24 protein-coding genes are annotated in these 24701 nt (G+C 56.9%); 16 read left to right on the top strand and 8 right to left on the bottom strand.

Features of this window, described 5'->3' with window-relative positions:
- Window position 1: 1 nt before the first annotated feature.
- Both H7850_RS11165 and H7850_RS11160 read left to right on the top strand, forming a co-directional pair.
- Entirely contained in the window at window positions 2–574 is a 573-nt protein-coding gene (locus tag H7850_RS11165) for a hypothetical protein (protein WP_227369608.1), read from the top strand.
- Between the two features lie 15 nt (window positions 575–589).
- Complete coding sequence (locus H7850_RS11160; protein WP_227369607.1) at window positions 590–1723, top strand: COX15/CtaA family protein; 1134 nt, start codon at window positions 590–592, stop codon at window positions 1721–1723.
- Here the strand turns inward: H7850_RS11160 and H7850_RS11155 are convergent.
- Complete coding sequence (locus H7850_RS11155; RefSeq protein ID WP_227369606.1) at window positions 1700–3160, bottom strand: SLC13 family permease; 1461 nt, start codon at window positions 3158–3160, stop codon at window positions 1700–1702. The genes H7850_RS11160 and H7850_RS11155 overlap by 24 nt on opposite strands.
- Window positions 3161–3299: 139 nt before the next feature.
- Here H7850_RS11155 and H7850_RS11150 point away from each other — a divergent pair, with 139 nt between their 5' ends.
- The 9 genes from H7850_RS11150 (at window position 3300) to ihfA (ending at window position 12356) form a co-directional block, all read left to right on the top strand.
- A complete protein-coding gene (locus H7850_RS11150) occupies window positions 3300–3767 on the top strand; it encodes a DUF2489 domain-containing protein (protein ID WP_227369605.1) in 468 nt (155 codons plus the stop codon).
- A 381-nt stretch (window positions 3768–4148) separates the two neighbouring features.
- The gene (locus tag H7850_RS11145) at window positions 4149–5042 is read left to right on the top strand and encodes an OmpA family protein (protein WP_227369604.1); all 894 of its coding nucleotides are present in this window, start codon (window positions 4149–4151) and stop codon (window positions 5040–5042) included.
- A 233-nt stretch (window positions 5043–5275) separates the two neighbouring features.
- Window positions 5276–7186 carry a threonine--tRNA ligase gene (thrS, locus tag H7850_RS11140; protein WP_227369603.1) on the top strand — a complete coding sequence of 637 codons (1911 nt, stop codon included), beginning with the start codon at window positions 5276–5278 and terminating at the stop codon, window positions 7184–7186.
- 19 nt (window positions 7187–7205) lie between these two features.
- Entirely contained in the window at window positions 7206–7745 is a 540-nt protein-coding gene (infC, locus tag H7850_RS11135) for a translation initiation factor IF-3 (protein ID WP_319799279.1), read from the top strand.
- A gap of 88 nt (window positions 7746–7833) precedes the next feature.
- On the top strand, window positions 7834–8028 hold the full coding sequence (gene rpmI, locus H7850_RS11130) for a 50S ribosomal protein L35 (RefSeq protein WP_227369601.1): 195 nt from the start codon (window positions 7834–7836) through the stop codon (window positions 8026–8028).
- Between the two features lie 37 nt (window positions 8029–8065).
- Window positions 8066–8419: a 50S ribosomal protein L20 gene (gene rplT / locus H7850_RS11125; RefSeq protein WP_227369600.1), complete on the top strand. Its 354-nt coding sequence runs from the start codon at window positions 8066–8068 to the stop codon at window positions 8417–8419.
- Window positions 8420–8555: 136 nt separating this feature from the next.
- Complete coding sequence (pheS, locus tag H7850_RS11120) at window positions 8556–9575, top strand: phenylalanine--tRNA ligase subunit alpha (protein ID WP_227369599.1); 1020 nt, start codon at window positions 8556–8558, stop codon at window positions 9573–9575.
- 25 nt (window positions 9576–9600) lie between these two features.
- Entirely contained in the window at window positions 9601–12003 is a 2403-nt protein-coding gene (gene pheT, locus H7850_RS11115) for a phenylalanine--tRNA ligase subunit beta (RefSeq protein ID WP_227369598.1), read from the top strand.
- Window positions 12004–12041: 38 nt separating this feature from the next.
- On the top strand, window positions 12042–12356 hold the full coding sequence (ihfA, locus tag H7850_RS11110; protein WP_227369597.1) for an integration host factor subunit alpha: 315 nt from the start codon (window positions 12042–12044) through the stop codon (window positions 12354–12356).
- A gap of 100 nt (window positions 12357–12456) precedes the next feature.
- On the opposite strand, the gene H7850_RS11105 is transcribed toward ihfA, so the two are convergent.
- The gene (locus H7850_RS11105) at window positions 12457–12666 is read right to left on the bottom strand and encodes a DUF2788 domain-containing protein (RefSeq protein WP_227369596.1); all 210 of its coding nucleotides are present in this window, start codon (window positions 12664–12666) and stop codon (window positions 12457–12459) included.
- Window positions 12667–12814: 148 nt separating this feature from the next.
- On the opposite strand from H7850_RS11105, the gene H7850_RS11100 reads away from it, so the two are divergent.
- Both H7850_RS11100 and H7850_RS11095 read left to right on the top strand, forming a co-directional pair.
- On the top strand, window positions 12815–13276 hold the full coding sequence (locus H7850_RS11100) for a flavodoxin domain-containing protein (RefSeq protein WP_227369595.1): 462 nt from the start codon (window positions 12815–12817) through the stop codon (window positions 13274–13276).
- Window positions 13277–13310: 34 nt separating this feature from the next.
- Window positions 13311–13682: a hypothetical protein gene (locus H7850_RS11095; protein ID WP_227369594.1), complete on the top strand. Its 372-nt coding sequence runs from the start codon at window positions 13311–13313 to the stop codon at window positions 13680–13682.
- A gap of 31 nt (window positions 13683–13713) precedes the next feature.
- Here H7850_RS11095 and ppnN read toward each other — a convergent pair whose 3' ends face one another.
- On the bottom strand, window positions 13714–15078 hold the full coding sequence (gene ppnN, locus H7850_RS11090) for a nucleotide 5'-monophosphate nucleosidase PpnN (RefSeq protein WP_227369593.1): 1365 nt from the start codon (window positions 15076–15078) through the stop codon (window positions 13714–13716).
- A gap of 20 nt (window positions 15079–15098) precedes the next feature.
- Complete coding sequence (locus H7850_RS11085) at window positions 15099–15389, bottom strand: hypothetical protein (protein WP_227369592.1); 291 nt, start codon at window positions 15387–15389, stop codon at window positions 15099–15101.
- Between the two features lie 108 nt (window positions 15390–15497).
- On the opposite strand from H7850_RS11085, the gene H7850_RS11080 reads away from it, so the two are divergent.
- On the top strand, window positions 15498–16415 hold the full coding sequence (locus H7850_RS11080) for a LysR family transcriptional regulator (RefSeq protein WP_227369591.1): 918 nt from the start codon (window positions 15498–15500) through the stop codon (window positions 16413–16415).
- A gap of 80 nt (window positions 16416–16495) precedes the next feature.
- Here H7850_RS11080 and gcvP read toward each other — a convergent pair whose 3' ends face one another.
- Together gcvP and gcvH are read right to left on the bottom strand one after the other, a co-directional pair.
- On the bottom strand, window positions 16496–19390 hold the full coding sequence (gcvP, locus tag H7850_RS11075; RefSeq protein ID WP_227369590.1) for an aminomethyl-transferring glycine dehydrogenase: 2895 nt from the start codon (window positions 19388–19390) through the stop codon (window positions 16496–16498).
- A gap of 111 nt (window positions 19391–19501) precedes the next feature.
- Complete coding sequence (gene gcvH / locus H7850_RS11070) at window positions 19502–19897, bottom strand: glycine cleavage system protein GcvH (RefSeq protein WP_227369589.1); 396 nt, start codon at window positions 19895–19897, stop codon at window positions 19502–19504.
- Window positions 19898–20288: 391 nt separating this feature from the next.
- Between gcvH and H7850_RS11065 the strand changes: the two genes are divergently transcribed.
- Together H7850_RS11065 and gcvT are read left to right on the top strand one after the other, a co-directional pair.
- Window positions 20289–21668: an alanine/glycine:cation symporter family protein gene (locus tag H7850_RS11065; protein WP_227369588.1), complete on the top strand. Its 1380-nt coding sequence runs from the start codon at window positions 20289–20291 to the stop codon at window positions 21666–21668.
- Between the two features lie 38 nt (window positions 21669–21706).
- Window positions 21707–22819: a glycine cleavage system aminomethyltransferase GcvT gene (gcvT, locus tag H7850_RS11060; RefSeq protein ID WP_227369587.1), complete on the top strand. Its 1113-nt coding sequence runs from the start codon at window positions 21707–21709 to the stop codon at window positions 22817–22819.
- A gap of 106 nt (window positions 22820–22925) precedes the next feature.
- On the opposite strand, the gene H7850_RS11055 is transcribed toward gcvT, so the two are convergent.
- Together H7850_RS11055 and H7850_RS11050 are read right to left on the bottom strand one after the other, a co-directional pair.
- On the bottom strand, window positions 22926–23870 hold the full coding sequence (locus H7850_RS11055; protein ID WP_227369586.1) for a LysM peptidoglycan-binding domain-containing protein: 945 nt from the start codon (window positions 23868–23870) through the stop codon (window positions 22926–22928).
- On the bottom strand, window positions 23816–24688 hold the full coding sequence (locus H7850_RS11050) for an acyltransferase (protein WP_227369585.1): 873 nt from the start codon (window positions 24686–24688) through the stop codon (window positions 23816–23818). The genes H7850_RS11055 and H7850_RS11050 overlap by 55 nt, the downstream gene beginning before the upstream one ends.
- Window positions 24689–24701 lie beyond the last annotated feature (13 nt).

Here is a 24701-nt window from a genome sequence, read left to right as displayed (position 1 = left end):
GATGACCCCACGCCTATCCTGGAATCTACGTCAAAAGCTCAAGCTGATTGCCTTGATCATTCTGTTTGCGGGCCCTCTGATTACCGCCTGGGCGATGGTTGAATGGCGTGTGGGTATTCCTGATGAGCGCGTCGCCCATGGCCAATTGATGCCGCAACTGCCCGTGCTGTCGCAGTGGCCTTTAGAGAAAGCTTCCGCGGGCGTTGATGAAGACGATCGAGACGATTGGATACTGGCCTATGACTGCCAGGATAAGTGCGCGGAGGTAGCGGATCACCTGTGGCGATTGCATCGCGCCTTGGGACGCGAGGCGCCACGGGTATCGCGTCTGCGTCTTGGTGGTAAGGCGGACCCGTTACCCGGTGAGCAGGTGGCGCAGTGGCGCAGACAGCCTGCCTGGAGCGATGGCGAGTCGGTGTGGCTGATCGATTTCGAGGGACGGGTCATCGTGCGCTACGACCAGCAGGACGACCCAAGGGAAATTCTCAAGGACATACGCCGGTTACTGCGAATGAACCCGGAGATCGAGCGCTTCTCGGCAAGCCAGGGTATGAGTGTCAAAAGCGTTATTTGACGAAGAGGGCGCCATATGAAAACAACAAAAGACGTTCGCTTGGCACGATGTTTAAGTCTTCTAGGTGTACTGCTGGCCCTTGTGGTGATGCTGCTCGGGGCCTGGACGCGCCTTGTCGATGCTGGACTCGGCTGCCCTGACTGGCCGGGCTGTTATGGCAAGCTGGCGGTGCCTGACGACGCGACGGCACTGGCGCATTCGCCTCATGTGCCTTTAGAGCCGGGCAAGGCCTGGGCGGAAATGGTTCACCGCTATATGGCGGGTGTGCTTGGGTTGCTGGTGCTTGGTTTGACGTTTCTTGCCTGGCGCGCGCGAAGAATGGCTGGCTACCCTTGGCGCATCAACGTCGCTTTATTGCTTGCCATCATGCTACAAGGCGCGTTTGGCGCGTTCACGGTCACGCTCAAGCTGTGGCCGCAGGTGGTGGTCTTGCATCTGTTGGGTGGACTGGGCGTCACGCTGCTATTCCTGTGGTTGTATCTGCGCCTGAAAAGAGTTGATGCTCGTGTCGATGACGGATACCGGCTGTCGCGACCAGGCGCATTATGGCTGGTCGCCATTGGATTGCTGGTTTTACAGATAGCGTTGGGCGGTTGGACATCGAGCAATTATGCGGGTCTTGCCTGTCAGGGTATTCCGACCTGCAATGGGCAGTGGTGGCCGGCAATGGATTGGCAAGAAGGCTTCAATCTGGCTCAGACTATCGGCCCCAACTACCTTTACGGGCAATTGCACGCGGAGGCGCGCACCGCGATTCAAGTGGCTCATCGTCTGGGGGCCGTCGCGCTTGGGCTCATATTGCTGTTGCTCACATTGCGTTACTGGCACCAGCGTGTTCTGCGCCCTTATCTAACGCTATTACTGGGGATCTATGGGCTGCAGCTCGGTTTGGGGATTGCCAACGTACTGCTGTGGCTACCGCTCGATCTGGCTCTGGCTCATACCGCGGGAGCGGTGCTGCTGGCGCTTGTCATGACCGTTACTGTGTGGCGCGCGTCGAGTCTACCCCAGGCCCATTCATTGCCGATAAATGAAAACGCCGCCGAGGCCTCGGACCTCGGCGGCGTATTTACGTTGATTTCACGGCGTCAACAGGGGTTGCGCCATGAAATGCAACGGCGCTGGTTACCAGAAGGTGCTGACCAGTAGATAGGCAAGCCCGGTGACCACCACCGTACCGATGAGATTGAGCAAGAAACCGGCCCGAATCATGGACTGAATCTTCAAGTGGCCGGTTGCGAATACGATCGCGTTGGGGGGTGTTGCCACCGGCATCATGAAGGCACAGCTTGCAGCAATGGCTGCAGGCACCGTGATCAATATCGGAGATACATCGATGGATACGGCCAATGCCCCAAGTAATGGCAGGAAGGCCGCGGCGGTTGCCGTATTCGACGTCAGTTCGGTCAGGAAAATGATGATCAGAACGATCATTCCAATCAGCGCAATCAAGGGGAGCGCTTCGAACAGCGATAGCTGATTGGCAATCCATTCCGCCAACCCCGAACTCTTGACGACACTCGCCAATGCCAGACCGCCGCCAAACAGCAGCAGTACGCCCCAAGGCAACTCCTTGGCTTCGTCCCAGTTGAGCAAACGAACCCCAGGGCTGCTGCCACTGGGCAACAGGAACATCAAAAGCCCCGCGACGATGGCGATGTTGGTATCCGACAGCCAGGCAATGCCTAAGTCATTGAGCAGGGGCCGAAAAATCCAGGAGAAGGCAGCAAGCAGGAATACGATGCCGACTCGCAATTCAGCCGACGACATGTGCCCCAGTTTGTCCAATTCGTCGCGGATCATGTTGGTACTGTTCTGATTGTTTCCCAGCGAAAAGCCGCCTCGGGTCAGCCACCACCAGGCCGCCGCCATCATCACGAGACTCACCGGGACGCCGATCACCATCCACTGAGCGAAACCAATATCGATACCCCGATCGTCCGCTAGATAGCCTGCCAACAGGGCGTTGGGCGGCGTGCCGATCAGCGTCGCGATACCGCCAATGCTGGCGGAATAGGCGATCGCCAGAAGCAGCGCGGTCGCATAGCGATTGAGTTCTTTCGGGTCGCTGTCCTCGAGCAGGCTGACCACGGACATGCCGATGGGCAGCATCATAATGGCGGTAGCGGTGTTGGAGACCCACATGCTGAGAAAACCGGTGGCGATCATGAATCCACCGATTTGACGCCGCGGCTCGGATCCAACGATTTGAAGAACTTTCAAGGCGATCCGCCTGTGCAGATTCCAGCGTTGCATGCCGATGCCAAGCAAGAAGCCACCCAAAAATAGGAATATGATGGGATTGGCATAACTCGGTGCTGCGGCGTCGAGATCGCCGATGCCAAGTGCAGGCACCAGTACCAATGGCAGTAGGGCGGTGCCGGGTATGGGGATGGCTTCCGTGGCCCACCAGGTGGCCATCAGCAATGCGAGCCCCGCACAGGCCCAGGCTGCCTCCGGCATGCCTGACGGAGCCGGGAGGATCAGGGTCATCAGAACCCAGAGCGGCCCCAACCAGAGGCCGATACGGGAGGCCATCGTAGGGTGTGTATCTGATGCGTCAGGTGTCTGTGTCGATGCGGACATGGCTTACCTCGAGACTGGCATGAAAAAAAGCAACGCGACTCTACTACACACTAGTTCAACTCGGTATCGATGATGAAGCGGTTGGGACGATCGTCGATGATCCGTATACTGGCCATCGAAACCTGTTGCTGGAGTTGGCATGAGCGAAGTCATGGCCTGGGGGTTGCTGGGTATCGCAGTGATCGTGATCGCCGCATTGAGCGGTTATGCGCTGAAACTTTTGCGAGAAGTCGGGCGGCGACAAGCATTTCGTAAAAATGAAATTCGTCGTGCCAACGACAATTGTCTGGAAAGTCTTGAAATGATCGCTCAAGCAATGCTTGCCGACCAGGTCGATCTGATCGAAGGCAGTCTACGCTGCAAGGTCCTGCTGGAGATCATTGATCCAACCCTACTGGAGCGAGCCTCTTTCGCACCCTTTGCCAAGGTATATCAACGTACCGCTCACTTGCATACGCATTCCGCCCGTCGCGCGTTGACTCCGCGAGAGCGTTTCAAGGAGGATCGGGAGCGTATTGCAGTAGAACAGGCGCTACATGACGATATTCATGAAGCGGCATCGGCTGTGCTCGATTTCAAGCGAGAGTGGGAGTCAAGCGCGCGTTAGATACGGTATAAAGGTCGCGAAATAGCGACATTTTACTTGCCAATACCAAGAATCTACACTTTTAACAGTAGGTTTATTGATTGTAATCTTGCATAATTGCTTAGAATTCTGCAGCCTTGTAAATTGCTAATGCAAGATGTGACTTGAGCAGTACAGTGCATACAAGTCGGTTTGATGCTCACGATAAAATAGAATGCGTATCGTTGATAACCATTGCAAAAATATTGGGAAAGCACTGGCTCGAAAGACATAAATGTGCTTTCTTTTTCCGTGGGAAAGTTTGAGTGGTAGCCGCTCTGCCTCCTAAATTTGGGGCTCCAGGATAGACCCACTGAGTAACGTGTCGTTACGCCTAGCGTTATGTGAATGAAGGAGTGTTACATGAAGAAATCTACAACTGGCTTGCTGTTAGGTTCTGCTTTGGTCGTTGGTCTGTCGGGTTGTGCCAGCTCTGGCGGGCAGTCCTCACAGTCTTCTATGAGCAGTAGTGATCAAAAAGCGTGGTACCAGAGCCCATTCGTCTGTGGTTTGGCGGGTGGTTTGATCGGTGGTGGCATCGGCTACGCTACCAGTGGCGAATCCGATGAAGACGATGGCTTGGCTATTGGCGGTGTTACGGGTGCAGCTGCCGGTGCCATGTTGTGCGCCGATTATTCGAGCGCCACTGGCGATAGTGATGGTGATGGCGTTCCGGACGATCGCGATCAGTGCCCCAATACGCCTGCGGGGGTAGCGGTGGATGCCAACGGCTGTCCGCTCGATACCGATGGTGATGGCGTTCCTGATTATCAGGACGAGTGCCCAGGAACACCGGCCGGTGTCGAAGTCGATGCTTCCGGTTGCCCGCTTGACTCCGACAATGACGGCGTGCCGGACTACATGGACCAGTGCCCGAACACCCCGGCGGGTGCTCAGGTCAACGCTCTTGGCTGTGAAGCCGACGTGGTTCTGCGTGATGTCAACTTCGAATTCGATTCCGCCAAGCTGACCTCTGGCGCCGAACAGATCCTGGATGGCGTTGCCGACAAGCTGCGCGGCAACGAAAACGTTCGCGTGCGAGTGTCAGGCTACACCGACTCCGTTGGTTCCGATTCCTACAACAAGGATCTGTCCCAGCGTCGCGCGGATTCCGTGAAGTCCTATCTGGCTTCTCGTGGCATTCCCGAAAACCGCATGCAGGCCACTGGCTACGGCGAGCAGAATCCCGTTGCCAGCAACGAAACTCAGCAAGGCCGCGCCGAGAACCGTCGCGTCGAACTGGGTGAGTGGCAGTAGTAAGTTTCTGGTAAACGTTATCTGATCGACGGATGACGAATGAAAGGGGCGCTTGCGAGCGCCCCTTTTTCATATTGATTGGCTGTCTGGAGCGATCGGGTATGGACTGAGATTGCCACCAACTGCTAATGTTTCGCCCTTCGTATTTCATTGCCTGCTAGCGATGTTTCATCATTCTCCTGCGATATGTGGTCCCTGGTATGGATCACCACTACGCTCAAGGACGTTTTTTCATGCCTATCGTGACACTGCCGGATGGCAGCCAAAGAACCTTCGATGCACCTCTGAGCATCATGCAGCTTGCCGAATCCATCGGGCCCGGCCTGGCGAAGGCCTGCGTAGGCGGCAAGATCGATGGCATCGCCGCAGACGCGGCGGACATCATCGACCGTGATGCCGAGGTCGCCATTTTGACGGCGCGAGACGCCGACGGTCTCGAGATCATTCGCCACTCCTGCGCTCACTTGATCGGTCATGCGGTCAAGCAGCTCTATCCAGACGCCAAGATGGCGATTGGACCGGTGATCGAAGACGGTTTTTATTACGACATCGATTTCGAGCGTTCGATTACGCCGGATGACCTTGTTGCCATCGAGCAGCGCATGAAGCAACTGATCGATAGCAGCTATGACGTGGTGCGGGAATACGTCGATCGCGACAAGGCGATGCTGACATTTTTGCACCGGGACGAGCCCTATAAGCAGGAGATCGTGCGAGGCATTCCTGAAGGCGAGACCATTCGCCTGTATCACCATGAAGAATATGTCGACATGTGTCGCGGGCCTCATGTGCCGAACACGCGTCACCTCAAGGCATTCAAGCTGACCAAGCTGGCGGGTGCCTACTGGCGTGGTGACGCGGAAAATCCCATGCTCACACGCATCTACGGGACCGCCTGGCCGGATAACAAGCAGCTCAAGGCATATTTGAAGCGTCTTGAAGAGGCCGAGAAACGGGATCATCGCAAGCTGGCCAAGCGTATGGATCTGTTCCATCTTCAAGAAGAAGCGCCGGGCATGGTCTTCTGGCATCCTAACGGATGGACCATTTATCAGGCCCTTGAGCAGTACATGCGCCGTGTACAGCAAGAGCATGGCTATCAGGAAATCAAGACGCCCCAGGTGCTCGATTTATCGCTTTGGAAAAAATCGGGACACTGGGGCCACTACTCCGAGCTGATGTTCGTCACGGAATCGGAAAAGCGGGATTTTGCCGTAAAGCCGATGAACTGCCCGGGTCATGTGCAGGTATTCAACCAGGGGCTCAAGAGCTACCGGGATCTACCGCTGCGTCTAGCGGAATTCGGCAGCTGCCATCGCAACGAGCCGTCAGGTTCGCTGCATGGTCTCATGCGGGTACGCGCGTTTACCCAGGATGATGCCCACATCTTCTGCACGGATGCACAGATTCAAACGGAAGCCGAAGCCTTCATTGCATTGACACTACAGGTCTACCGCGATCTGGGGTTCGAGGATGTGGAGCTCAAGCTGTCTACTCGGCCGGAATCCTATGTCGGCGAAGTGGAAAACTGGGAGCGAGCCGAGAAGGGGCTTGCACAGGCACTGGACGCATCGGGTCTCGAGTGGGAGTTACTACCTGGCGAAGGTGCCTTTTACGGCCCCAAGATCGAATTTTCTCTTCGCGATTGCCTCAACCGGGTCTGGCAATGTGGTACTCTGCAGCTCGATTTCAATCTGCCGGAACGTCTTGGAGCTCAATATGTCGATGAAGACGGGGCGCGCAAGACGCCTGTCATGCTGCATCGTGCAATCCTGGGCTCCTTCGAACGCTTCCTGGGGATTCTGATCGAGCATTATGCCGGGGCGCTGCCATTATGGCTTGCCCCCCAGCAGGCAGTCGTGCTGACCATTACCGATGCACAGCGTGTTTATGCCGTCGAGCTGGAGCAGCGATTGCAGAAAATCGGGTTCCGCGTCAAAGCGGACTTGAGGAACGAGAAGATCGGCTTTAAAATCCGGGAACATACGTTGCAGAAGGTTCCGTACCTGCTGGTAGTGGGGGACAAGGAAATAGAGTCCGACTCGGTAGCTGTACGCACCCGTAGCGGCGAAGATCTGGGCGCCTTGCAGGTGGACGAACTAATTGCCCGCCTTGAGGTCGAGCGGGGCCGATCACAACGTTAACCGGAACGGAGATTTAACGATCAAGCGGAATACACAGCGTGGGCGTCCCCAAGACAAGCGCCCCCCAATGAATGACCGAATCCTGGAAGATGAAGTTCGTCTGATCGAAAGCGATGGCGAACAAATCGGTGTCGTGCCGACTAGTGAGGCGCTGGCGCGTGCCGAGGCGGCTGGATTGGATCTCGTGCAGATCTCCAACGCCGACCCCATCGTCTGCAAGATCATGGATTACGGTAAATTCCTTTTCGAGCAAAAAAAGCAGAAAGCCGCTCAGAAAAAGAAAACCAAGCAGATTCAGGTCAAGGAAGTGAAATTCCGACCTGGCACTGACGAGGGTGACTATCAGGTCAAGCTCAAGAACCTGATACGATTTCTCGAAGGTGGCGACAAGGGCAAGGTCACACTGCGGTTTCGCGGTCGTGAAATGGCGCACCAGGATATCGGCCGCAAGCTGATGGAGCGGATCGCGTCGGATCTTGAAGAACTGGCAGCAGTCGAGTCCTTTCCGAAGATGGAAGGGCGCCAGATGGTCATGATCGTTGCCCCCAAGAAGAAGTGATCCGTTGGCAAGTAAACGAATGATCGCGGTAACGATACCTCGACATTGGCCACGGATTTTCTAAAGAACCCGAGTGGAGCGTTCCCTCATGCCTAAGATAAAGAGTAACAGTGGCGCTGCCAAGCGCTTCAGGAAGACTGCCAATGGCTTCAAGCACAAGCAGTCCTTTCGTAGCCATATCCTGACCAAGAAGTCTACCAAGCGTAAGCGTCAGCTGCGTGGTACCAAGCTGATTCACGATGCCGACAAGGCACTGATTCAGCGCATGCTGCCCAATCTGTAACGCCCGCGGTCGAATTTCTTAACGTCAGGAGAAAGCTATGAGTCGTGTCAAGCGTGGCGTCGTTGCACGTCGCCGTCACAAGAAGATCATGAAGCAGGCCAAGGGTTACTACGGTGCCCGGTCTCGTGTATTTCGTGTTGCCAAGCAGGCGGTCATCAAGGCGGGGCAGTATGCCTATCGCGACCGCCGCCAGCGTAAGCGTCAGTTCCGTGCATTATGGATTGCACGTATCAATGCTGCCGCTCGTCAGAACGGCCTGTCCTACAGCCGCTTCATTGCTGGCCTCAAGAAATCGGGTATCGAGATCGATCGTAAGGTACTGGCTGATCTTGCAGTCCATGAAAAGGCAACCTTTGCTGCTATCGTTGACAAGGCCAAGGCTGCTAGCTAAGTGAACGATGAAGCCGGTTGCACTAGATAACCGGCTCGTTGTGGATCTCGCAGGGGAAGAGCAGTCGCTCTTCCCCTGTTTTTTGGGTTGCGTTTAGCTGACGTATTCCGAGACACGGACATTATTGGAGTAACGGATGGATCATCTTCCCACCCTGGTCGCCAAGGCCCGTACTGCCATTGCCGAGGCCAACGACGTCTCCACACTGGATACGGTGCGTGTGGAGTATCTTGGCAAGAAAGGCGAGATCACGACACTGCTCAAAGGGTTGGGCAAGTTGCCCTCGGAACAGCGTCCCGAGGCGGGTGAACGGATCAATCAGGCCAAACAGCAGCTCAGTGGCGAAATAGAGGCGCGTAAACGAGAACTCGAACAGATAGCGCTCGATGTCCGCCTGCAAGATGAGCGTCTTGACGTGACGCTTCCAGGCCGTGGCCAGTCCACCGGTGGGCTGCACCCGGTGACGCGTACTCTTGAACGCATCGAAGGCCTGTTCACGCGTATCGGGTTCGATGTAGCGGTAGGGCCGGAAATCGAGGATGACTACCATAACTTCGAGGCGCTTAATATTCCCGCGCATCATCCGGCGCGAGGCATGGCGGATACGTTCTATTTCGACACCACACGGTTACTGCGCACCCATACGTCGCCGGTGCAGGTACGCACCATGGAATCTCAGGAACCCCCGATTCGTATCGTTTGCCCGGGGCGGGTCTATCGCAGCGACTCGGACCTGACTCACACGCCCATGTTCCATCAGGTCGAGGGGCTATTGATCGACGAGGACGTCAGTTTCGCCGATCTAAAGGGGACTATCGAAGATTTCCTTCACGCCTTTTTCGAGCGCGATGATCTCTCGGTACGCTTTCGACCTTCTTATTTCCCCTTCACCGAGCCCTCCGCCGAGGTCGATATCCAGTGCGTGATGTGCGGCGGCGATGGCTGCCGGGTATGTTCCCATAGCGGCTGGCTGGAAGTGATGGGATGCGGCATGGTGCATCCGGAGGTGTTTCGTCATTCCGGCATCGACACCGAGCGTTACACCGGGTTTGCCTTTGGCATGGGAGCCGAGCGCCTGGCCATGCTGCGCTACGGGGTCAACGATCTGCGCCTGTTCTTCGATAACGATCTGCGTTTTTTGCGCCAGTTCACTTAATTTTTAATGGAGGCGGAGACGCACGATGAAATTTTCCGAACAGTGGCTGCGCGAATGGGTCTCACCTGAACTCTCGACCCAGGCACTTGCCGATCAGATCACCATGGCGGGTCTCGAAGTGGATGCCGTGGAAGCGGTTGCCGCCAAATTCGAGGGCGTTCTGGTGGCGGAAGTCGTCGCCAAGGAGCCGCACCCGGACGCGGACAAGCTCAACGTTTGCCAGGTGAATGACGGTTCCGGCAACCCGGTACAGGTGGTGTGCGGCGCGCCCAACGTGGCAGTAGGTCAGAAGGTGCCTTTCGCCCAGGTAGGTGCCATTCTGCCCGGCGATTTCAAGATCAAGAAGGCCAAGCTGCGGGGTGTCGAGTCCAGAGGCATGATCTGCTCCGCCTCGGAGTTGGGTCTCGAGGAGGAGACGTCGCCAGGCATTCTCGAACTGCCCCTGGAAGCACCGATAGGTGAGGATCTACGCGCCTGGATGACCCTGGACGACAGCACCATCGAAGTCGATCTGACCCCCAATCGCGGTGATTGCCTGAGTCTCAAGGGATTGGCCCGGGAGGTTGGTGTGCTCAATCGTTTGACACTGAACGCTCCTGATCTCGCACCTCAAGCGCCTAGTCATGAGGATGAGTTCCCGGTACGACTCAGTGCGCCGGAACAGTGCCCGCGCTATGTCGGGCGAGTGATAAGAAATATCGATGTCACGGCACCTACGCCACTATGGATGGTCGAGCGGCTGCGACGTTCCGGGCTGCGCTCCATCGATGCGGTGGTCGATATCACCAATTATGTGATGCTCGAGCTGGGGCAGCCGCTGCATGCCTTCGATCTGGCAAATCTGCAGGAGGCGATCGAAGTTCGCTCCGCTAAGAAAGGGGAGCGCCTGGTGCTTCTCGACGGCCAGGACATTGCCCTGCGGGAAGGCACGCTGGTCATTGCGGACCGGGACAAGGTGCTGGCAATTGCCGGAGTAATGGGCGGCGAGTACTCCGGTGTCGGCCTTGAAACCCGAGATGTGTTTCTTGAATCCGCTTTCTTTACGCCCCTGGCGATTGCCGGGCAGGCTCGCTCCTATGGCCTGCATACGGACGCGTCGCACCGTTTTGAGCGCGGAGTCGATTTTGAATTACCCCGCCAGGCGGCGGAACGGGCCACGGCGCTGCTGGTCGAGATTGCCGGAGGCGAGCCAGGGCCACTCAGTGAAACCGTCAGCTCGGATCATCTACCCGGCAAGCACCAGGTACGGTTACGCGCATCACGCATCGAGCAGTGTCTGAACATCAGGCTACCTGATATTGAGATCGTCGATATTCTTGAACGGCTCGGCATGCAAGTTGGCAGTGATGTAGGTGAAAAGACCAGTGAAGACGATGCCTGGTTCGTCAAGATACCCAGCTGGCGCTTTGATATAACGATCGAAGAGGACCTGATCGAAGAGTTGGCGCGTATTCATGGCTACAATCGCTTGCCGGTACGCCGCCCGGCGGCTCGGCTCGGGCTCGCTGCCGACGACGAATGCCGTCAACCGCTGGCGCGTTTGCGTCGCCAATTGGTGGCGCGTGGTTATCAGGAAGCCATCAGCTATAGCTTCGTGGCACCGGAACTGCAGGCGCTGTTGGTACCGGACATGAGCGCACCGCGTCTGACCAACCCGATATCCAGCGATATGGCGGTCATGCGTGCGAGTCTGTTTCCGGGGCTCGTCAAGGCGCTGATCTATAACCTGAATCGACAACAGTCGCGCATTCGGCTATTCGAAACCGGTCTTGTCTTTCAGGGTGAGCTGGAAAGCGTCGAGCAGATTCCAATGCTGAGTGGGTTGGTCTGTGGTTCCCGGGATCCGGAAGGGTGGGCAGCACGTCGTGACGCTGTGGATTTTTTTGATCTCAAGGGCGACGTCGAAAGCCTGTTGCGGCTGGGTGGCAACGATGAGGTCTGGCGTTTCGAGCCGGCAGAGCATCCCGCGCTACATCCAGGCCAGACCGCTCGCCTGCTCCATGAAGGAGAAGCGGTGGGTTGGCTCGGCGCTCTGCATCCTGCGCTGCGTGCCGAACTTGGCATCAAGCTCGAGGTGTTTCTTTTTGAGGTACAGCTCAATACGCTAATCCAAGGGCGTTTGCCTGTCTTCCGTGCCATGTCTCGCTATCCCGAGGTGCGTCGTGATTTGGCGCTAGTGATAAGTGATGATATTCCGGTTCAGGCCTTGCTCGATACGCTGCGTGAATGTGCAGGTGAATGGCTGACGGATCTGCACCTGTTCGATGTCTATCGCGGGGCGGGTATCACCCAGGGTAACAAGAGTGTTGCGCTGGGCTTGACCTGGCAGCATCCTTCACGCACGCTTAATGACGCGGAAATCAATCAGTTAATCGATACAATCGTTACTGAAACCAGTCAACGCTTCGGCGCGGAACTTCGTGGCTGAGCGGCTGGGGGACAAGATCCTGTAGAGGGGGAGTGGTTATGGGGGCGTTGACCAAAGCGGAACTGGCAGAACACCTGCACAGCGAGCTGGGATTCTCGAAGCGAGAAGCCAAGACGATGGTGGAGGCTTTCTTCGAGGAGATACGCGGCTGTTTGCGCGAAAACGAGCAGGTCAAACTGTCCGGTTTCGGCAATTTCGATTTGCGCGATAAAGGTCAGCGCCCTGGGCGGAATCCGAAAACCGGCGAAGAAATTCCTATTTCGGCGCGTCGGGTCGTGACATTCAGACCCGGTCAGAAGCTCAAGGCCAGGGTCGAGGATTACGCGGGTCAGCCTGAGCTCACGGACACTTGAGTGCCGGGAGCGGATGCCAAGCAAACGCAAAACGAAACCGGCCTTGAAAGGGCCGGTTCTGTAGTATGCCAGGGCATGCAAGTGAGGAGTCCACTGGGGTTTAGAACGCTCCACCTTTTTCCAGCAATTCGGTGATTACTGTCTTGATCACGAATCCCAGCATTCCAGCACCCAGCACGACGAACAGCATGATCGTACCAAACTTGCCTGCCTTCGATTCCCGTGCCAATTCCCAGATGATGAAGCACATGAACAGTATCAACCCGCCAATCATGAGCGGCGTGATCCAGGCTTCGAATGTTCTCTCCATGGTGCCCTCCGCAAGATTGGGCAACTATTATACCTGTCCGATTGTTATCGTGCTGGAAGCCATTGCCAATGGTTTCATTGCCAGCGCACGTGAGTGAGATCCTTCCGGCGTGCTAATATCCCCGTAAATTTTCTAGCAAACGAACGCCATGTCTACTCTCAATATTTTCGTCGCCACTATGTACGGGGGCGCGTTGGACGTTGCCGAGCAGGTCAAACCACTGTTCGAAGATTGCGGTTATACGGTGACCATTCATGAACAGCCAACCCTTGAAGATCTGATCGAGCCGCCGACAAAGCTTGCACTGTTCTGTGTTTCGACCACGGGTAGCGGCGACTACCCTGGCAATTTCGCTTCTCTGGCAAGTGGCATCGCGGAAAAGGGGCCCTCTCTTGCGCATTTGCGCTATGGCTTGATCGCCCTCGGCGATAGCTCTTATGGGGACACCTTTTGCGGTGCAGGCCGAGCGCTTGACGCGTTGCTGAACGAGCATGGGGCAGAACGGCTGGGCGAACGCCTGGAGGTAGATGCCATGGAGACGTTCATGGCGGACGATGAGGCAGTGCCCTGGGTCGAGGAATGGATCAAAGAGCACGGGCTGAATAATTGAAACTTCAAGATGTTACCCCAGGAGTAGCCTCGTCATGACGACCCCAATGACCCCCGAGCGACTCAGTGTGATGGTGGGTGTGCTTCTGGCCATCCTGGCGACGCTGCCGCGCTATCTGGCCTCCGGCAATCAGGGGCGACTGACACTGATCCTGATCGCGTTTGCCGCCATCGCCGTCGTGGCTGTCTTCGCTTGGCGCATGCTGGCCGTGGAAGCACGCCGACGCCTACCCAGGCTGCTGGGGCGTCTGGCGCTCATGTTGTTACTCGGCTTATTGCTCGTAGCGCTATGGCAAGTGCTTCTCAGTAGCGTGAATGAACTCTTGTTATTGTCCCATGGCGCTACCCTGGGACTATTGATTCATGCGCTTGCCATGGGCCTACAGCAACGCAGCGCGTGGCACTGAAACAGGCCCGGGTTGTTGCCGTTCAAATACCTCATTCAAGCGTATAGCAGGGCACATAGTGACTGCCGGGCAACTTCATGCGGGCCTGGGCGACAAAGGAGGTCAGCAGATCGTCCAGACGGGCCATGAGCTCAGGCTCCGCATGCAACTTGAATGGACCGTGTGCCTCAATGGAGCGAATGCCCGGCTCCTTGACGTTACCACTGACGATGCCGGAAAACGCGCGGCGCAGATTGGCGGCCAGTTCGTGCACGGGTTGCTCACGATGCAGCGCCAACCCTGCCATGGCTTCGTGGGTTGCTTCGAAGGGATACTGAAAGTCCGCCTCGATGTTGAGTCGCCAGTTGTAGTAGAACGCATCGTCGTGGGTGCGACGAAAAGCGGTGACTTCCTCGATGCTTTCCCGCATGGCGCGTGCCACGGACATGGGGTCATCGATAATGATGCGATAGCGACTGCGTGCCTCATCGCCCAGGGTATAGGTCAGGAACTCATCGATACGCTGGAAATATTCCGCAGCACTTCGTGGCCCGGTAAAGATGATTGGAAACGGAATATTGGCATTACTCGGATGCAGCAGAATGCCCAGTAGATAAAGGATCTCTTCGGCGGTGCCCACACCGCCGGGGAAGACGATGATACCGTGGCCGACTCGTATGAATGCTTCCAGGCGCTTTTCGATATCCGGCATCACCACTAGTTCGTTGACGATCGGATTGGGCGACTCCGCGGCAATGATGCCGGGTTCTGAAATGCCCAGATAGCGACCCCGCTTGCGGCGCTGTTTGGCGTGAGCCACATTCGCGCCCTTCATGGGACCCTTCATGGCGCCGGGCCCGCAGCCGGTGCAGATATCGAGGTCCCGCAACCCAAGCTGATAGCCGACGCCCTTGGAGTAGTCGTACTCTTCTCGAGTTATCGAATGCCCGCCCCAGCACACCACCAGGCTCGGCTCCCGGGAAGGGTCCAGTGTGCCGGCGTTGCGCAGGATATGAAATACCGCGTTGGTGATGCTTTCACTGGAGGCCAGGTCGAATCGGGGATGGTGCTGTATCTCGTTGTGAACGTAGACTATATCCCGCAGCACTGAGGAGAGATGCTCGCGAATGCCGCGAATCATACGGCCATCGACGAAGGCTTCTGCGGGGGCATTGGTCAATTTGAGGCGAATTCCCCGATCCTGCTGCAGCACTTCGATATCGAAGTCATGATAAGTCTGCATCACGGCGAGACCATCATCGGTCGGGTTGCCGCAGTTGAGTACTGCAAGGGCGCACCGGCGCAGTATGTCGTGCAATCCATTGGCGGAAGTGTCGCGAAGTCGATTCACTTCGTGCTGGGAAAGTACCTCTAGACTGCCCTCGGGAGTCGTCGTGGCGGAAAGCTTCTCGGTCATCTTGATGTCCAGGAGGTGGGTCAGGAAGCGTCGCTGTTGGCGCGAGCATGCTCCCACAATTGTGCGATGCGAATACGATCGTCTTCGCTCATGCCGTCTTCCATGAATGTCGATTCCAGCCATTGCCAGTAAGTGGCATCGAAGTCCTCTGCTTCGACGGTACTTGCATCATAATCTGCCATCTCTAACACAAGCTCGATCTGTGGAATCATGTAGCCAAGGGCAAAAAGGTCGTCTTCTGCGGCGTTACCTTCCATGGCAAGCAGCGTCTCGTGGAGTGCTTTTGCCCGGTCGACGAATGGGTCTGACATGATACTCCCGGCTCTTGAAAGAGTGTTGAATTAAGGTTCTCTTGCAGGAATGCTATCATGCCCCGAAGTGCCCCGCAGCGCTGTGCCACAAGGAATTGACTAATTTCCATGTTCAATACCCACTACTTTCGGACCTTCATTACGTTGGTGGAAACTGGCAGTTTCACCCTTACTGCCCAACGACTGGAAATGACACAGCCAGGCGTCAGTCAGCACATCCGAAAACTGGAGGAGTATCTCGACAAGCCACTGCTCAATCGCCATGGCCGCCGTTTCACGCTTACGGAATCCGGTCGGCGTACCTACGATTACGCGCTGAAGCTGTTTGCAGAGCACAAGTATTTTCGTCACTCCCTGGACGACGAATCCCTGGATTCCGGCGATTGTCGAATTGCCTCGCCCGGGAGCGTGGGCTTGATGTTCTATCCTTTCCTATTGGGTTATCAACAGGCTCATCCCAGTTTGACGGTCAGTTATGACTTCGCATTCAATCGCGATATCCTGCAGGGCGTAGTAGAGGGGCATTACGATTTAGGCATCACGACCGAGGTAATAAAGCATCCTGGGTTGACCTACACACCTTGGTACCAGGAGCCTTTATGTCTGCTTGCGCCAGCGGATTTTACGGGATCGGCTTTGAGTGAATTGGCGGCGCTTGGTTTCATCGATTATTCCGGCGCCAGCGATTATGCGACCCAGCTGCTGAGTGCCAATTTCGGCGACGAATTCCGCTCCATGAGCCGATTGCCCAAGCAGGGATTTACCAATGAAGTAAGCATGGTGCTGGATGCGGTAGCCCGGGGGTTGGGCTTTACCGTGGTGTCTCGACTGGTGCTTGAAACCTCTCCCTGGCAGCGTCAGGTCAAGGAAGTGATGCTGACGAATCCAGTGTATGAAACCTTGCAGGTGGTCGCGCTGGCAGATACCGAACTGCCCAAGCGATATACCCAGTTACTCGATGATTTCAGTCAGCAGCGTCGTAATACCCTTTATGCGACTTCCGAAGAGCCCGGCTGCGATAGTTGAAAGTGTTGGAGGGGTAACCCGGACGAATGAAAAACCCCTGGGTTCGAGGCCCAGGGGCGAGGGTGCAAACGAGTTGCGGCTCAGTCGCGATAATTGTCGATGCTCGGGCAGGAGCAGATCAATTGCCGGTCGCCGTGCACGTTGTCGACACGATTGACCGCAGGCCAGTATTTGGCAGCCTGGACGTGCTCGGAAGGGAAAGCGCCGATCTTGCGTGAGTACGGGCGTTCCCATTCGTCGTCCATCAGATCCGCCATGGTGTGCGGTGCGTTCACCAGGGGATTGTCATCCGCTGGCCAATCGCCTTTCTCAACCCGCTTGATTTCCTTGCGAATGGCGATCATGGCATCGCAGAAACGATCGATCTCGTAACGGGATTCGGATTCCGTCGGCTCGATCATCAGCGTGCCGGGTACCGGGAAAGACATGGTCGGCGCATGGAAGCCATAATCCATCAGTCGCTTGGCGATGTCCTCTTCGCTGATCCCTGATGCCTGCTTGAGCGGGCGAATGTCGATGATGCACTCATGAGCCACGGTGCCGTTGACGCCTTGATACAGCACCGGGAAGTGCTCTTCCAGGCGCCGGGCGATGTAGTTGGCATTGATGATGGCAAGCTCCGTGGCTTCGCGCAGGCCACGTGCCCCCATCATCTTGATGTAGGCCCAGGAGATCGGCAGGATCGACGCGCTACCGTAGGCTGCGGAGGCCACGGCGCCGCACTCTTCGCGAACCCCGGCAATCGGCGTCACCACATGGTTGGAAACGAAGGGTGCCAGATGCGCCTTGACACCGATCGGTCCCATGCCTGGGCCGCCGCCGCCATGCGGAATGCAGAAGGTCTTGTGCAAATTCAGATGCGACACGTCGCCGCCAAAATCGCCGGGCCGGCATAGGCCCACCTGAGCGTTCATGTTGGCGCCATCGATATAGACCTGGCCGCCGTGCTTATGCACGATGTCGCATACTTCCTGCACGTTCTCCTCGAATACACCGTGGGTCGAAGGGTAGGTGATCATCGTAGCGGAGAGCGTATCGCTGTACTGTTCGGCCTTGCTGCGAAGGTCCTCCAGGTCGATGTTGCCATCCTTGTCGCACTCTACGACTACCACCTTCATCTGGGCCATGGCGGCGGAGGCCGGGTTGGTGCCGTGGGCGGAACTCGGAATCAGGCAGATGTTGCGATGCGCCTCCCCCTGGGCTGCCTGATAACGGCGAATGGCCAACATGCCGGCATATTCGCCCTGGGCCCCGGAGTTGGGCTGCATGGAGATATGATCGTAGCCGGTGATCTCTTCCAGAAACGCGGACAATTCATCGATCATCTGCTTGTAGCCCACCGCCTGCTCCGCGGGCACGAAGGGATGAATGTTGGCGAACTCCGGCCAGGTGATGGGAACCATCTCGCTGGTGGCATTGAGCTTCATGGTGCAGGAGCCCAGCGGAATCATGGCGTGAGCCAGGGAAAGATCTCGATTTTCCAGGCGCTTGAGATAGCGCATCATCTCGGTCTCGCTGCGATAGCGCTTGAAAGTCGGATGCGTCAGGAAGTCGCTTTCTCTGGCGTAGCCGCTCGGAATACCTGTGGTGCCCGTCGCGACGATTTCCTCGTCCAGGCTGCTGACCGAAAGATCATGTTCTTCATCGAGCAATACGTCGAAGAGCCTGGCGACATCGGCGGCGGTGGTAGTCTCGTCCAGACTGATGCCAATGCGGCCATCCTTGTACATGCGCAGGTTGATCTCGTGAGAGAGTGCACGCCCGTAGATCTTGCCCGCATCCGCGCCGACCAAGGTCAGCGTATCGAACCAACTGTCGTTGGCAAGCTCCAGCCCCTTGCGCTTGAGGCCTTCTGCCAGGATGGTCGTCAGGCGATGGATGCGGGTGGCAATGGTGCGAATGCCTTCTGCGCCATGATAGACCGCGTAGAAACCGGCCATGTTGGCCAGCAAGGCCTGGGCAGTGCAGATATTCGAAGTCGCCTTTTCGCGGCGAATATGCTGTTCCCGGGTCTGCATGGCCATACGCAGGGCGATCTGCCCTCGGCTATCTTTCGAAACGCCGATGATGCGGCCGGGAATCGAGCGCTTGTGTTTGTCAGAGGTGGCAAAGAAAGCAGCGTGAGGACCGCCGTAACCCATCGGCACACCAAAGCGCTGAGAGTTGCCCAGCACGATGTCTGCGCCCAGTGCACCGGGCTCCTTGAGCAGTGCCAGACTCATCAGATCGGCAGCCACACAGGCCATCGCACCTTGCCTGTGGGCGGCTTCGATCAGGGCAGCAAGATCCTGCACTCGGCCGGTCTGGCCGGGGTATTGGAACAGGGCGCCAAAGGTTTCGTGTTCCGCTGCCTTTTCGGCGCTGTCGATGATGAGTTCGAAGCCAAAGTAATCCGCCCGGGTACGCAGCACGTCCACGGTTTGCGGCAGCACGTCGTCCGCCACGAAGAAGCTGTTCGTCTTGATTTTCTTGTTGGCACGCCGGCACAGCGCCATGGCCTCGGCGGCGGCGGTCGCTTCGTCGAGCAGCGAGGCATTGGCCAGATCCATGCCCGTCAGGTCCATGACCATCTGCTGGAAATTGAGCAGTCCTTCGAGGCGGCCTTGGGAAATTTCCGGCTGATAGGGGGTGTAGGCGGTGTACCAGCCCGGGTTCTCGAGCACGTTGCGAGCGATCACGGCAGGTGTATGGGTGCTGTAATAGCCTTGTCCGATATAGGTCTTGAACACCTTGTTCTGGCGCGCCAGACGCTTGAGATAATCCAGGGACTCGGCTTCGCCCTTGGGTGTATCCAGATTGAGTTCACGATTCAAGCGAATGCCCGACGGCACGGTCTTGTCGATCAATGCCTGGATGGTATCGGCATCGAGTGTTTCGACCATATGGGCGACATCGTCGCTATCCGGTCCATTGTGGCGATGAACGAAAGCATCGTGACTGGCGAGTTCCGCCAGCCGGCGTTGATCTTTGGCCATGGGACACCTGTAGGTAAACGGGACGGTCAGGTCCGGTGTTCAGAGGTTAAAAGTAACAGCACTGGATGATATGACGGGGCAGAAACTGCCCCGTCACTATTCGATATTCGATCAGTCTTCTTCTGCCTCGACGTGCCGGGTGTAGGCATCGGTATCCAGCAAGTCGTCCAGCGCACTGCTGTCGGCAAGCTTCAGCTTGATGATCCAACCGCCTTCGTAAGGCGCCTCGTTAATGGTTTCCGGTGCCTCCTCGAGAGTTTCATTGATTTCGACTACATCGCCGGCCAAAGGTGCATAAAGATCAGACGCTGCTTTGACGGATTCGATGACGCCAAATTCATCACCGTTATCGAGTGAACGACCAACCTCAGGCAATTCGACGAAGACGACATCGCCCAAGGCCTGTTGCGCGTGGTCGGTAATGCCGATGGTAACGGTGCCGTCACCGTTGTCCTTGACCCATTCGTGGCTTTCTGTGTAATGCAGGTTCCCGGGAATGGAGCTCATGATTTTTTTCCTATAAGAAAAGTTTTTCTATTTCAGGGAATCGTAACGCCATCTGGCCGCGTTGACGAGTCTTTCGGCGTTGCAAAGCGTGTTTTTCGTGACTCTTTTAACGCCACAAGCGTTGACCGCCGACTATAGAGTGGTCAAGTTCTTGCTGAACGTCCAGTTGATGTATTTTGACCAGGGTTTTCCAGCGAATTCGAGGGTTGGCGATGGTATCACGGCTTCAAGTTTCCAATAGGAAACAATATCCATGGCGATGATACTGGTGGAGAACCCGGGGTATCCGCTAAGGTATGCGGGTTCGAGCATTGTCGTTGCTGTCGTGCCGCTAACCGGTAGCCTTTGGTGACAACGGTGCATAACAAAAAAACACCTGGAGAAAACGCATATGGAAGCCTTGACAGGATTTTTTACGGCAATCGAGAACGTGGTGTGGGGGCCATTGATGCTGGTCCTGCTGTTGGGGGTCGGGCTCTATCTGCAGCTTGGCTTGAAGCTGGTGCCGATTCGCAAGCTGGGGTTGGGCTTTAGCCTGCTGTGGAAAGGACGGGTCACGCAGAAGGGAGATGAAGGCGAGGGGGAGGTATCGCCTTTTAACGCCCTGATGACATCGCTATCGGCAACCATCGGCACGGGTAATATCGCCGGGGTGGCTACCGCCATCTTCCTGGGCGGGCCGGGTGCCGTGTTCTGGATGTGGATTACCGCCCTGGTGGGCATGGCCACCAAGTTTTCCGAGGCGGTGCTGGCGGTCCGTTATCGTGAGGTCAACAAGGATGGCGATCACGTTGGCGGTCCGATGTATTACATCCGTAATGGCCTGGGCAAGAAGTGGGCCTGGATGGGGGTCGCCTTTGCCTTTTTCGGTGCCATTGCCTCGTTTGGCATCGGCAATACCGTGCAATCAAACTCCGTCGCCGATGGGCTCAATCAGTCTCTCGGATTGCCCCACTGGGTCACCGGGATTGTGATCATGGTGCTGGCCGGCGCGGTGATCCTGGGCGGCATTCGGCGCATCGCCAAGGTGGCGGGCAAGCTGGTGCCCATCATGGCAGTCGCCTACATTGCCGCGGGCATACTGGTCTTGATCATCAACGCCGAGCAGGTTGGCGCTGCCTTCGGCATGATCTTTACCCACGCATTTACGCCCATATCCGCCGCAGGCGGTTTTGCCGGTGCGGCGGTAGCCAAGGCCATCCAGTTCGGCATCGCGCGTGGAGTTTTCTCCAACGAGGCCGGTCTGGGCAGTGCGCCCATTGCCCACGCGGCGGCACAGACCAAGAATCCTGTGCGCCAGGGATTGGTCGCCATGCTGGGTACCTTCATCGACACCATCGTCGTGTGTTCGATCACCGCCCTTGCCATCCTCACTTCGACCCATTGGACCGGCGGGGAAACTGGGGCGGCATTGACCACCATGGCCTTCAATGAGTCATTGCCGGGCATTGGGCAGTATATTGTCTCCTTTGCCCTGGCGGTGTTCGCTTTTACCACGATCCTGGGCTGGGCATTCTATGGCGAAAAGTGCTTCGAGTTTCTGTTCGGCGTGGGATCGATCAAGATCTATCGAGTGGTCTATATTCTGGCGATCATGCTAGGCGCAATCGCACCACTCAATTTCGTATGGCTGATGGCCAGCGTGTTCAACGCCTTGATGGCGATTCCCAACCTGATCGCACTGGCCCTGCTGTCACCGGTGGTCTTCGATCTGACCAAACGCCATTTCGCAGGTGAGTCGATACTGCCGGGTGAGGATCTGAAACGTTAACACACGCATTCGATAATTCGCATTGATGGAGGGATTCAATGGACGAGCTCAGCAAGACTCCGTTGCACGACTTGCACGTCGAACTGGGTGGCAAGATGGTCGAGTTCGCGGGTTACAGCATGCCGGTGCAGTACCCTTTGGGGGTCAAGAAGGAGCATGAACATACTCGTGCCGCCTGTGGCCTGTTCGATGTCTCGCACATGGGGCAAGTCATGATCAGCGGGCCCAAGCCCGCTGAGGCCCTCGAAACCCTGGTGTGTGCCGATATCGTCGGCTTGCCGGTAGGCATGCAGCGCTATGCGCTGTTCACCAATGACGAGGGCGGTATCATCGATGATCTGATGGTAGCCAATACCGGCGACCATCTCTTCCTGGTGGTCAATGCCGCCTGCAAGGCGCGAGACATTCCTCATCTTCGCATGGGGCTGGGCGCCGACTACGACGTCGAGGAACTGGACCGGGGCTTGCTTGCACTACAAGGCCCCAAGGCCGCAGAGGTGATAGCGAGGCTGTGTCCGAACGTTTGCGAACTGACGTTCATGCAGCAGGGCGTCTTCACCATGGAGGGCGTCGAGGTGTGGATCAGCCGCAGCGGTTATACCGGCGAAGACGGATTCGAGATATCGGTTCCGGCGAACCGGACCGACGCCATTGCGCGGCGGCTGTTGCAGGAGTCCGAGGTGGAGGCTATCGGTCTTGGCGCTCGTGATTCCCTGCGCCTGGAAGCTGGGCTGTGTCTCTATGGGCACGATATCGACGAATCCACGACACCGGTCGAGGCAGGATTGATCTGGGCCATTGGCAAGCCGCGTCGTCGTGGCGGTGAACGCGAGGCAGGCTTTCTGGGGGCGGATATCATCCTGCATCAGGTCGAAGCGCGCGATCATCGACGCAAGCGAGTCGGTCTTTTAGGTGAAGGACGCGCACCGGTGCGCGAAGGGGCCGAACTCTACAGCAGTGACGATCGTCCTGTTGGCGTGGTCACGTCGGGAGGCTTCGGCCCGAGCGTGGGCAAGCCTGTGGCGCTGGCTTATGTGAATGTCGATGATGCGGAAATTGATAGCGTGGTTTACGCCGAGGTTAGGGGTAAGCGCTTGCCCATGACAATCAGCAAGACGCCGTTTATCAAACCAGGCTATCATCGCGGCTGATAGATAAATATACCGTTATCTTATTCAATTGAAACCGCTTCATCCAAGGCGGTTTTTTTGTATGCCGACCAGACTCAGCCAGTCGCCAATTTGCTCAGCTCATATTTCAACGCAGCACCTTGCGCGGATCGATGGGTTTACCGCCATGGCGCACGTCGAACAGTAGATCGTAGCGCTGTGTTGCGCCGCTATAACCGACCGTGCATACCGGCGTGCCGGCTTTTATCTGATCACCATCGTTGACCTTGAGAATATCGCAAAGGGCGTACACCGTTTGTAGGTTATCCGGGTGGTGAACGATCACGACCCTGCCCAGTTGTCGCATGCTGCTGGCAAAACGCACCTGGCCATCCGCCACCGATCGAGCCTCGCTGCCGGCTCGGCTATTCAGCAACATGGGCTGCAAGGTACCGCGCTTGTCGGTACCAAATTGACGCACGATACGATAATCGTCGAGAGGCCAAGGCCAGCCCTTGGAGCGGCTTGGCAATGGTTTTGGGGCGGGGAGAGGCGTTACAGGCTTGGCCACCGGGCGCCGTGCCGGCTTGGGCGCGGGTCGGGAAGACGACTTTGAAGCGCCAGCAGTACTTTTAATACGACTGCGGCCTTTCAAAGGTACCTGTACCAACTGTCCGACTCGTAATTGGGAGGGGTTCGCCGACCGGTTGGCCGTCTGGATCCGCCCGGCCTCGGTCCCAAAATGCCGAGCAATGTTCGTATAGGTATCACCGGGTCTTACTTGATAACGATAAGGGCCGCCGGAAGGGGCGCGTTCGTTTTTGCTGGGTATCAATATGCGTTGCCCTATAGCGAGGCGACGCGCATCGACCCGCGGGTTGAAGCGTTGCAGCCGCACTAGCGGTATATCGGCGCGACGGGCAATAGCGCCCAGCGTATCGCCACGCTGAATGGTGACCCAATTCCCCGGCTGCGGTCCACGCCAGGTGGTCGAGGGTGACGAGGTGCAGCCACTCAGCGTCAACAGCGCCAGTAATATCAGCGCGACGAAGTAAGGGTATGGTCTTTTTCCTGCCACAAGGCGTTGAGCCATGTCTGGAAGCGTTCCTTGTACTGCGGATCTCGATGGTAATCCCCATCGTGCATCCAGCTCGGCAATTCGAGTCGCCGTGCATGGAGCGCGACCGGTGTTTCGCGACCACATAAAAAATCCCAGAAGTTGGGGTGTTCGCGGGTATAGATCAAGGTGACATCGAGAACGCCACTCAGGCGTTTTCCCAACAGGCTCACCACCTGGGCAGTGCCACCGGCCTTGGGTTTGAGTAGATGCCGGTAAGGACTTGCCTGGGCTTCATGCTTGGCTACCGAGTAACGGGTTCCTTCGACAAAGTTGTAGATCGCCATGGGCATTTGTTGAGCGCGAGCGCATAAAAGCCGAGTTGCCTCTCGGTCGCGCCTGGCAAGACGCGGATTGCGTTCAAGACGATCGCGCTTGTAGCGGCGCATGAAAGGGAACTCCAATGCCCACCAGGCGAGCCCGATCACCGGTACCCAGATGAGTTCGCGCTTCATGAAGAAGCGCGGCATCGGAATGCGCCGATGCAGAGCCAGCTGCAGCATGAAGATATCGGTCCAGCTGCGGTGATTGACGATGACCAGCCACCATTGCTCGGGTGACAACCCGTCCGGTAAATGAACCTCCAGGCGCGGCTTGAGCCAATGCTTTATCCACCACAGATTGGTTCCAATCCAGGCCAAGGCAATATTGTTGAGCCCTTGGAGCAGACGCGTACGCAACCCCTGGGTGGGGGCCATCAGTTTGAGTAGTGCCAAGGCGTACAACGGGACTGCCCAGAACAGGGTGCTAAGTACCAGCAGCAGCATGCTGACGATCCCTTTCAGGGTCGACATGCCATTCTCCTTC

It is taken from the genome of Halomonas sp. M20 (genome assembly GCF_020622265.1).
GTDB lineage: Bacteria > Pseudomonadota > Gammaproteobacteria > Pseudomonadales > Halomonadaceae > Modicisalibacter.
Note: the sequence above shows the minus strand (reverse complement) of the source record. Positions and strands in the feature narration are given on the sequence as shown.

Excerpts from the sequence above, each read along its gene's own strand:
- H7850_RS11165 (WP_227369608.1), top strand. The coding sequence starts at position 2 with ATGACCCCACGCCTATCCTGGAATCTACGTCAAAAGCTCAAGCTGATT.
- H7850_RS11160 (WP_227369607.1), top strand. The coding sequence starts at position 590 with ATGAAAACAACAAAAGACGTTCGCTTGGCACGATGTTTAAGTCTTCTA.
- H7850_RS11155 (WP_227369606.1), bottom strand. The coding sequence starts at position 3,160 with ATGTCCGCATCGACACAGACACCTGACGCATCAGATACACACCCTACG.
- H7850_RS11150 (WP_227369605.1), top strand. The coding sequence starts at position 3,300 with ATGAGCGAAGTCATGGCCTGGGGGTTGCTGGGTATCGCAGTGATCGTG.
- H7850_RS11145 (WP_227369604.1), top strand. The coding sequence starts at position 4,149 with ATGAAGAAATCTACAACTGGCTTGCTGTTAGGTTCTGCTTTGGTCGTT.
- thrS (WP_227369603.1), top strand. The coding sequence starts at position 5,276 with ATGCCTATCGTGACACTGCCGGATGGCAGCCAAAGAACCTTCGATGCA.
- rpmI (WP_227369601.1), top strand. The coding sequence starts at position 7,834 with ATGCCTAAGATAAAGAGTAACAGTGGCGCTGCCAAGCGCTTCAGGAAG.
- rplT (WP_227369600.1), top strand. The coding sequence starts at position 8,066 with ATGAGTCGTGTCAAGCGTGGCGTCGTTGCACGTCGCCGTCACAAGAAG.
- pheS (WP_227369599.1), top strand. The coding sequence starts at position 8,556 with ATGGATCATCTTCCCACCCTGGTCGCCAAGGCCCGTACTGCCATTGCC.
- pheT (WP_227369598.1), top strand. The coding sequence starts at position 9,601 with ATGAAATTTTCCGAACAGTGGCTGCGCGAATGGGTCTCACCTGAACTC.
- ihfA (WP_227369597.1), top strand. The coding sequence starts at position 12,042 with ATGGGGGCGTTGACCAAAGCGGAACTGGCAGAACACCTGCACAGCGAG.
- H7850_RS11105 (WP_227369596.1), bottom strand. The coding sequence starts at position 12,666 with ATGGAGAGAACATTCGAAGCCTGGATCACGCCGCTCATGATTGGCGGG.
- H7850_RS11100 (WP_227369595.1), top strand. The coding sequence starts at position 12,815 with ATGTCTACTCTCAATATTTTCGTCGCCACTATGTACGGGGGCGCGTTG.
- H7850_RS11095 (WP_227369594.1), top strand. The coding sequence starts at position 13,311 with ATGACGACCCCAATGACCCCCGAGCGACTCAGTGTGATGGTGGGTGTG.
- ppnN (WP_227369593.1), bottom strand. The coding sequence starts at position 15,078 with ATGACCGAGAAGCTTTCCGCCACGACGACTCCCGAGGGCAGTCTAGAG.
- H7850_RS11085 (WP_227369592.1), bottom strand. The coding sequence starts at position 15,389 with ATGTCAGACCCATTCGTCGACCGGGCAAAAGCACTCCACGAGACGCTG.
- H7850_RS11080 (WP_227369591.1), top strand. The coding sequence starts at position 15,498 with ATGTTCAATACCCACTACTTTCGGACCTTCATTACGTTGGTGGAAACT.
- gcvP (WP_227369590.1), bottom strand. The coding sequence starts at position 19,390 with ATGGCCAAAGATCAACGCCGGCTGGCGGAACTCGCCAGTCACGATGCT.
- gcvH (WP_227369589.1), bottom strand. The coding sequence starts at position 19,897 with ATGAGCTCCATTCCCGGGAACCTGCATTACACAGAAAGCCACGAATGG.
- H7850_RS11065 (WP_227369588.1), top strand. The coding sequence starts at position 20,289 with ATGGAAGCCTTGACAGGATTTTTTACGGCAATCGAGAACGTGGTGTGG.
- gcvT (WP_227369587.1), top strand. The coding sequence starts at position 21,707 with ATGGACGAGCTCAGCAAGACTCCGTTGCACGACTTGCACGTCGAACTG.
- H7850_RS11055 (WP_227369586.1), bottom strand. The coding sequence starts at position 23,870 with ATGGCTCAACGCCTTGTGGCAGGAAAAAGACCATACCCTTACTTCGTC.
- H7850_RS11050 (WP_227369585.1), bottom strand. The coding sequence starts at position 24,688 with ATGTCGACCCTGAAAGGGATCGTCAGCATGCTGCTGCTGGTACTTAGC.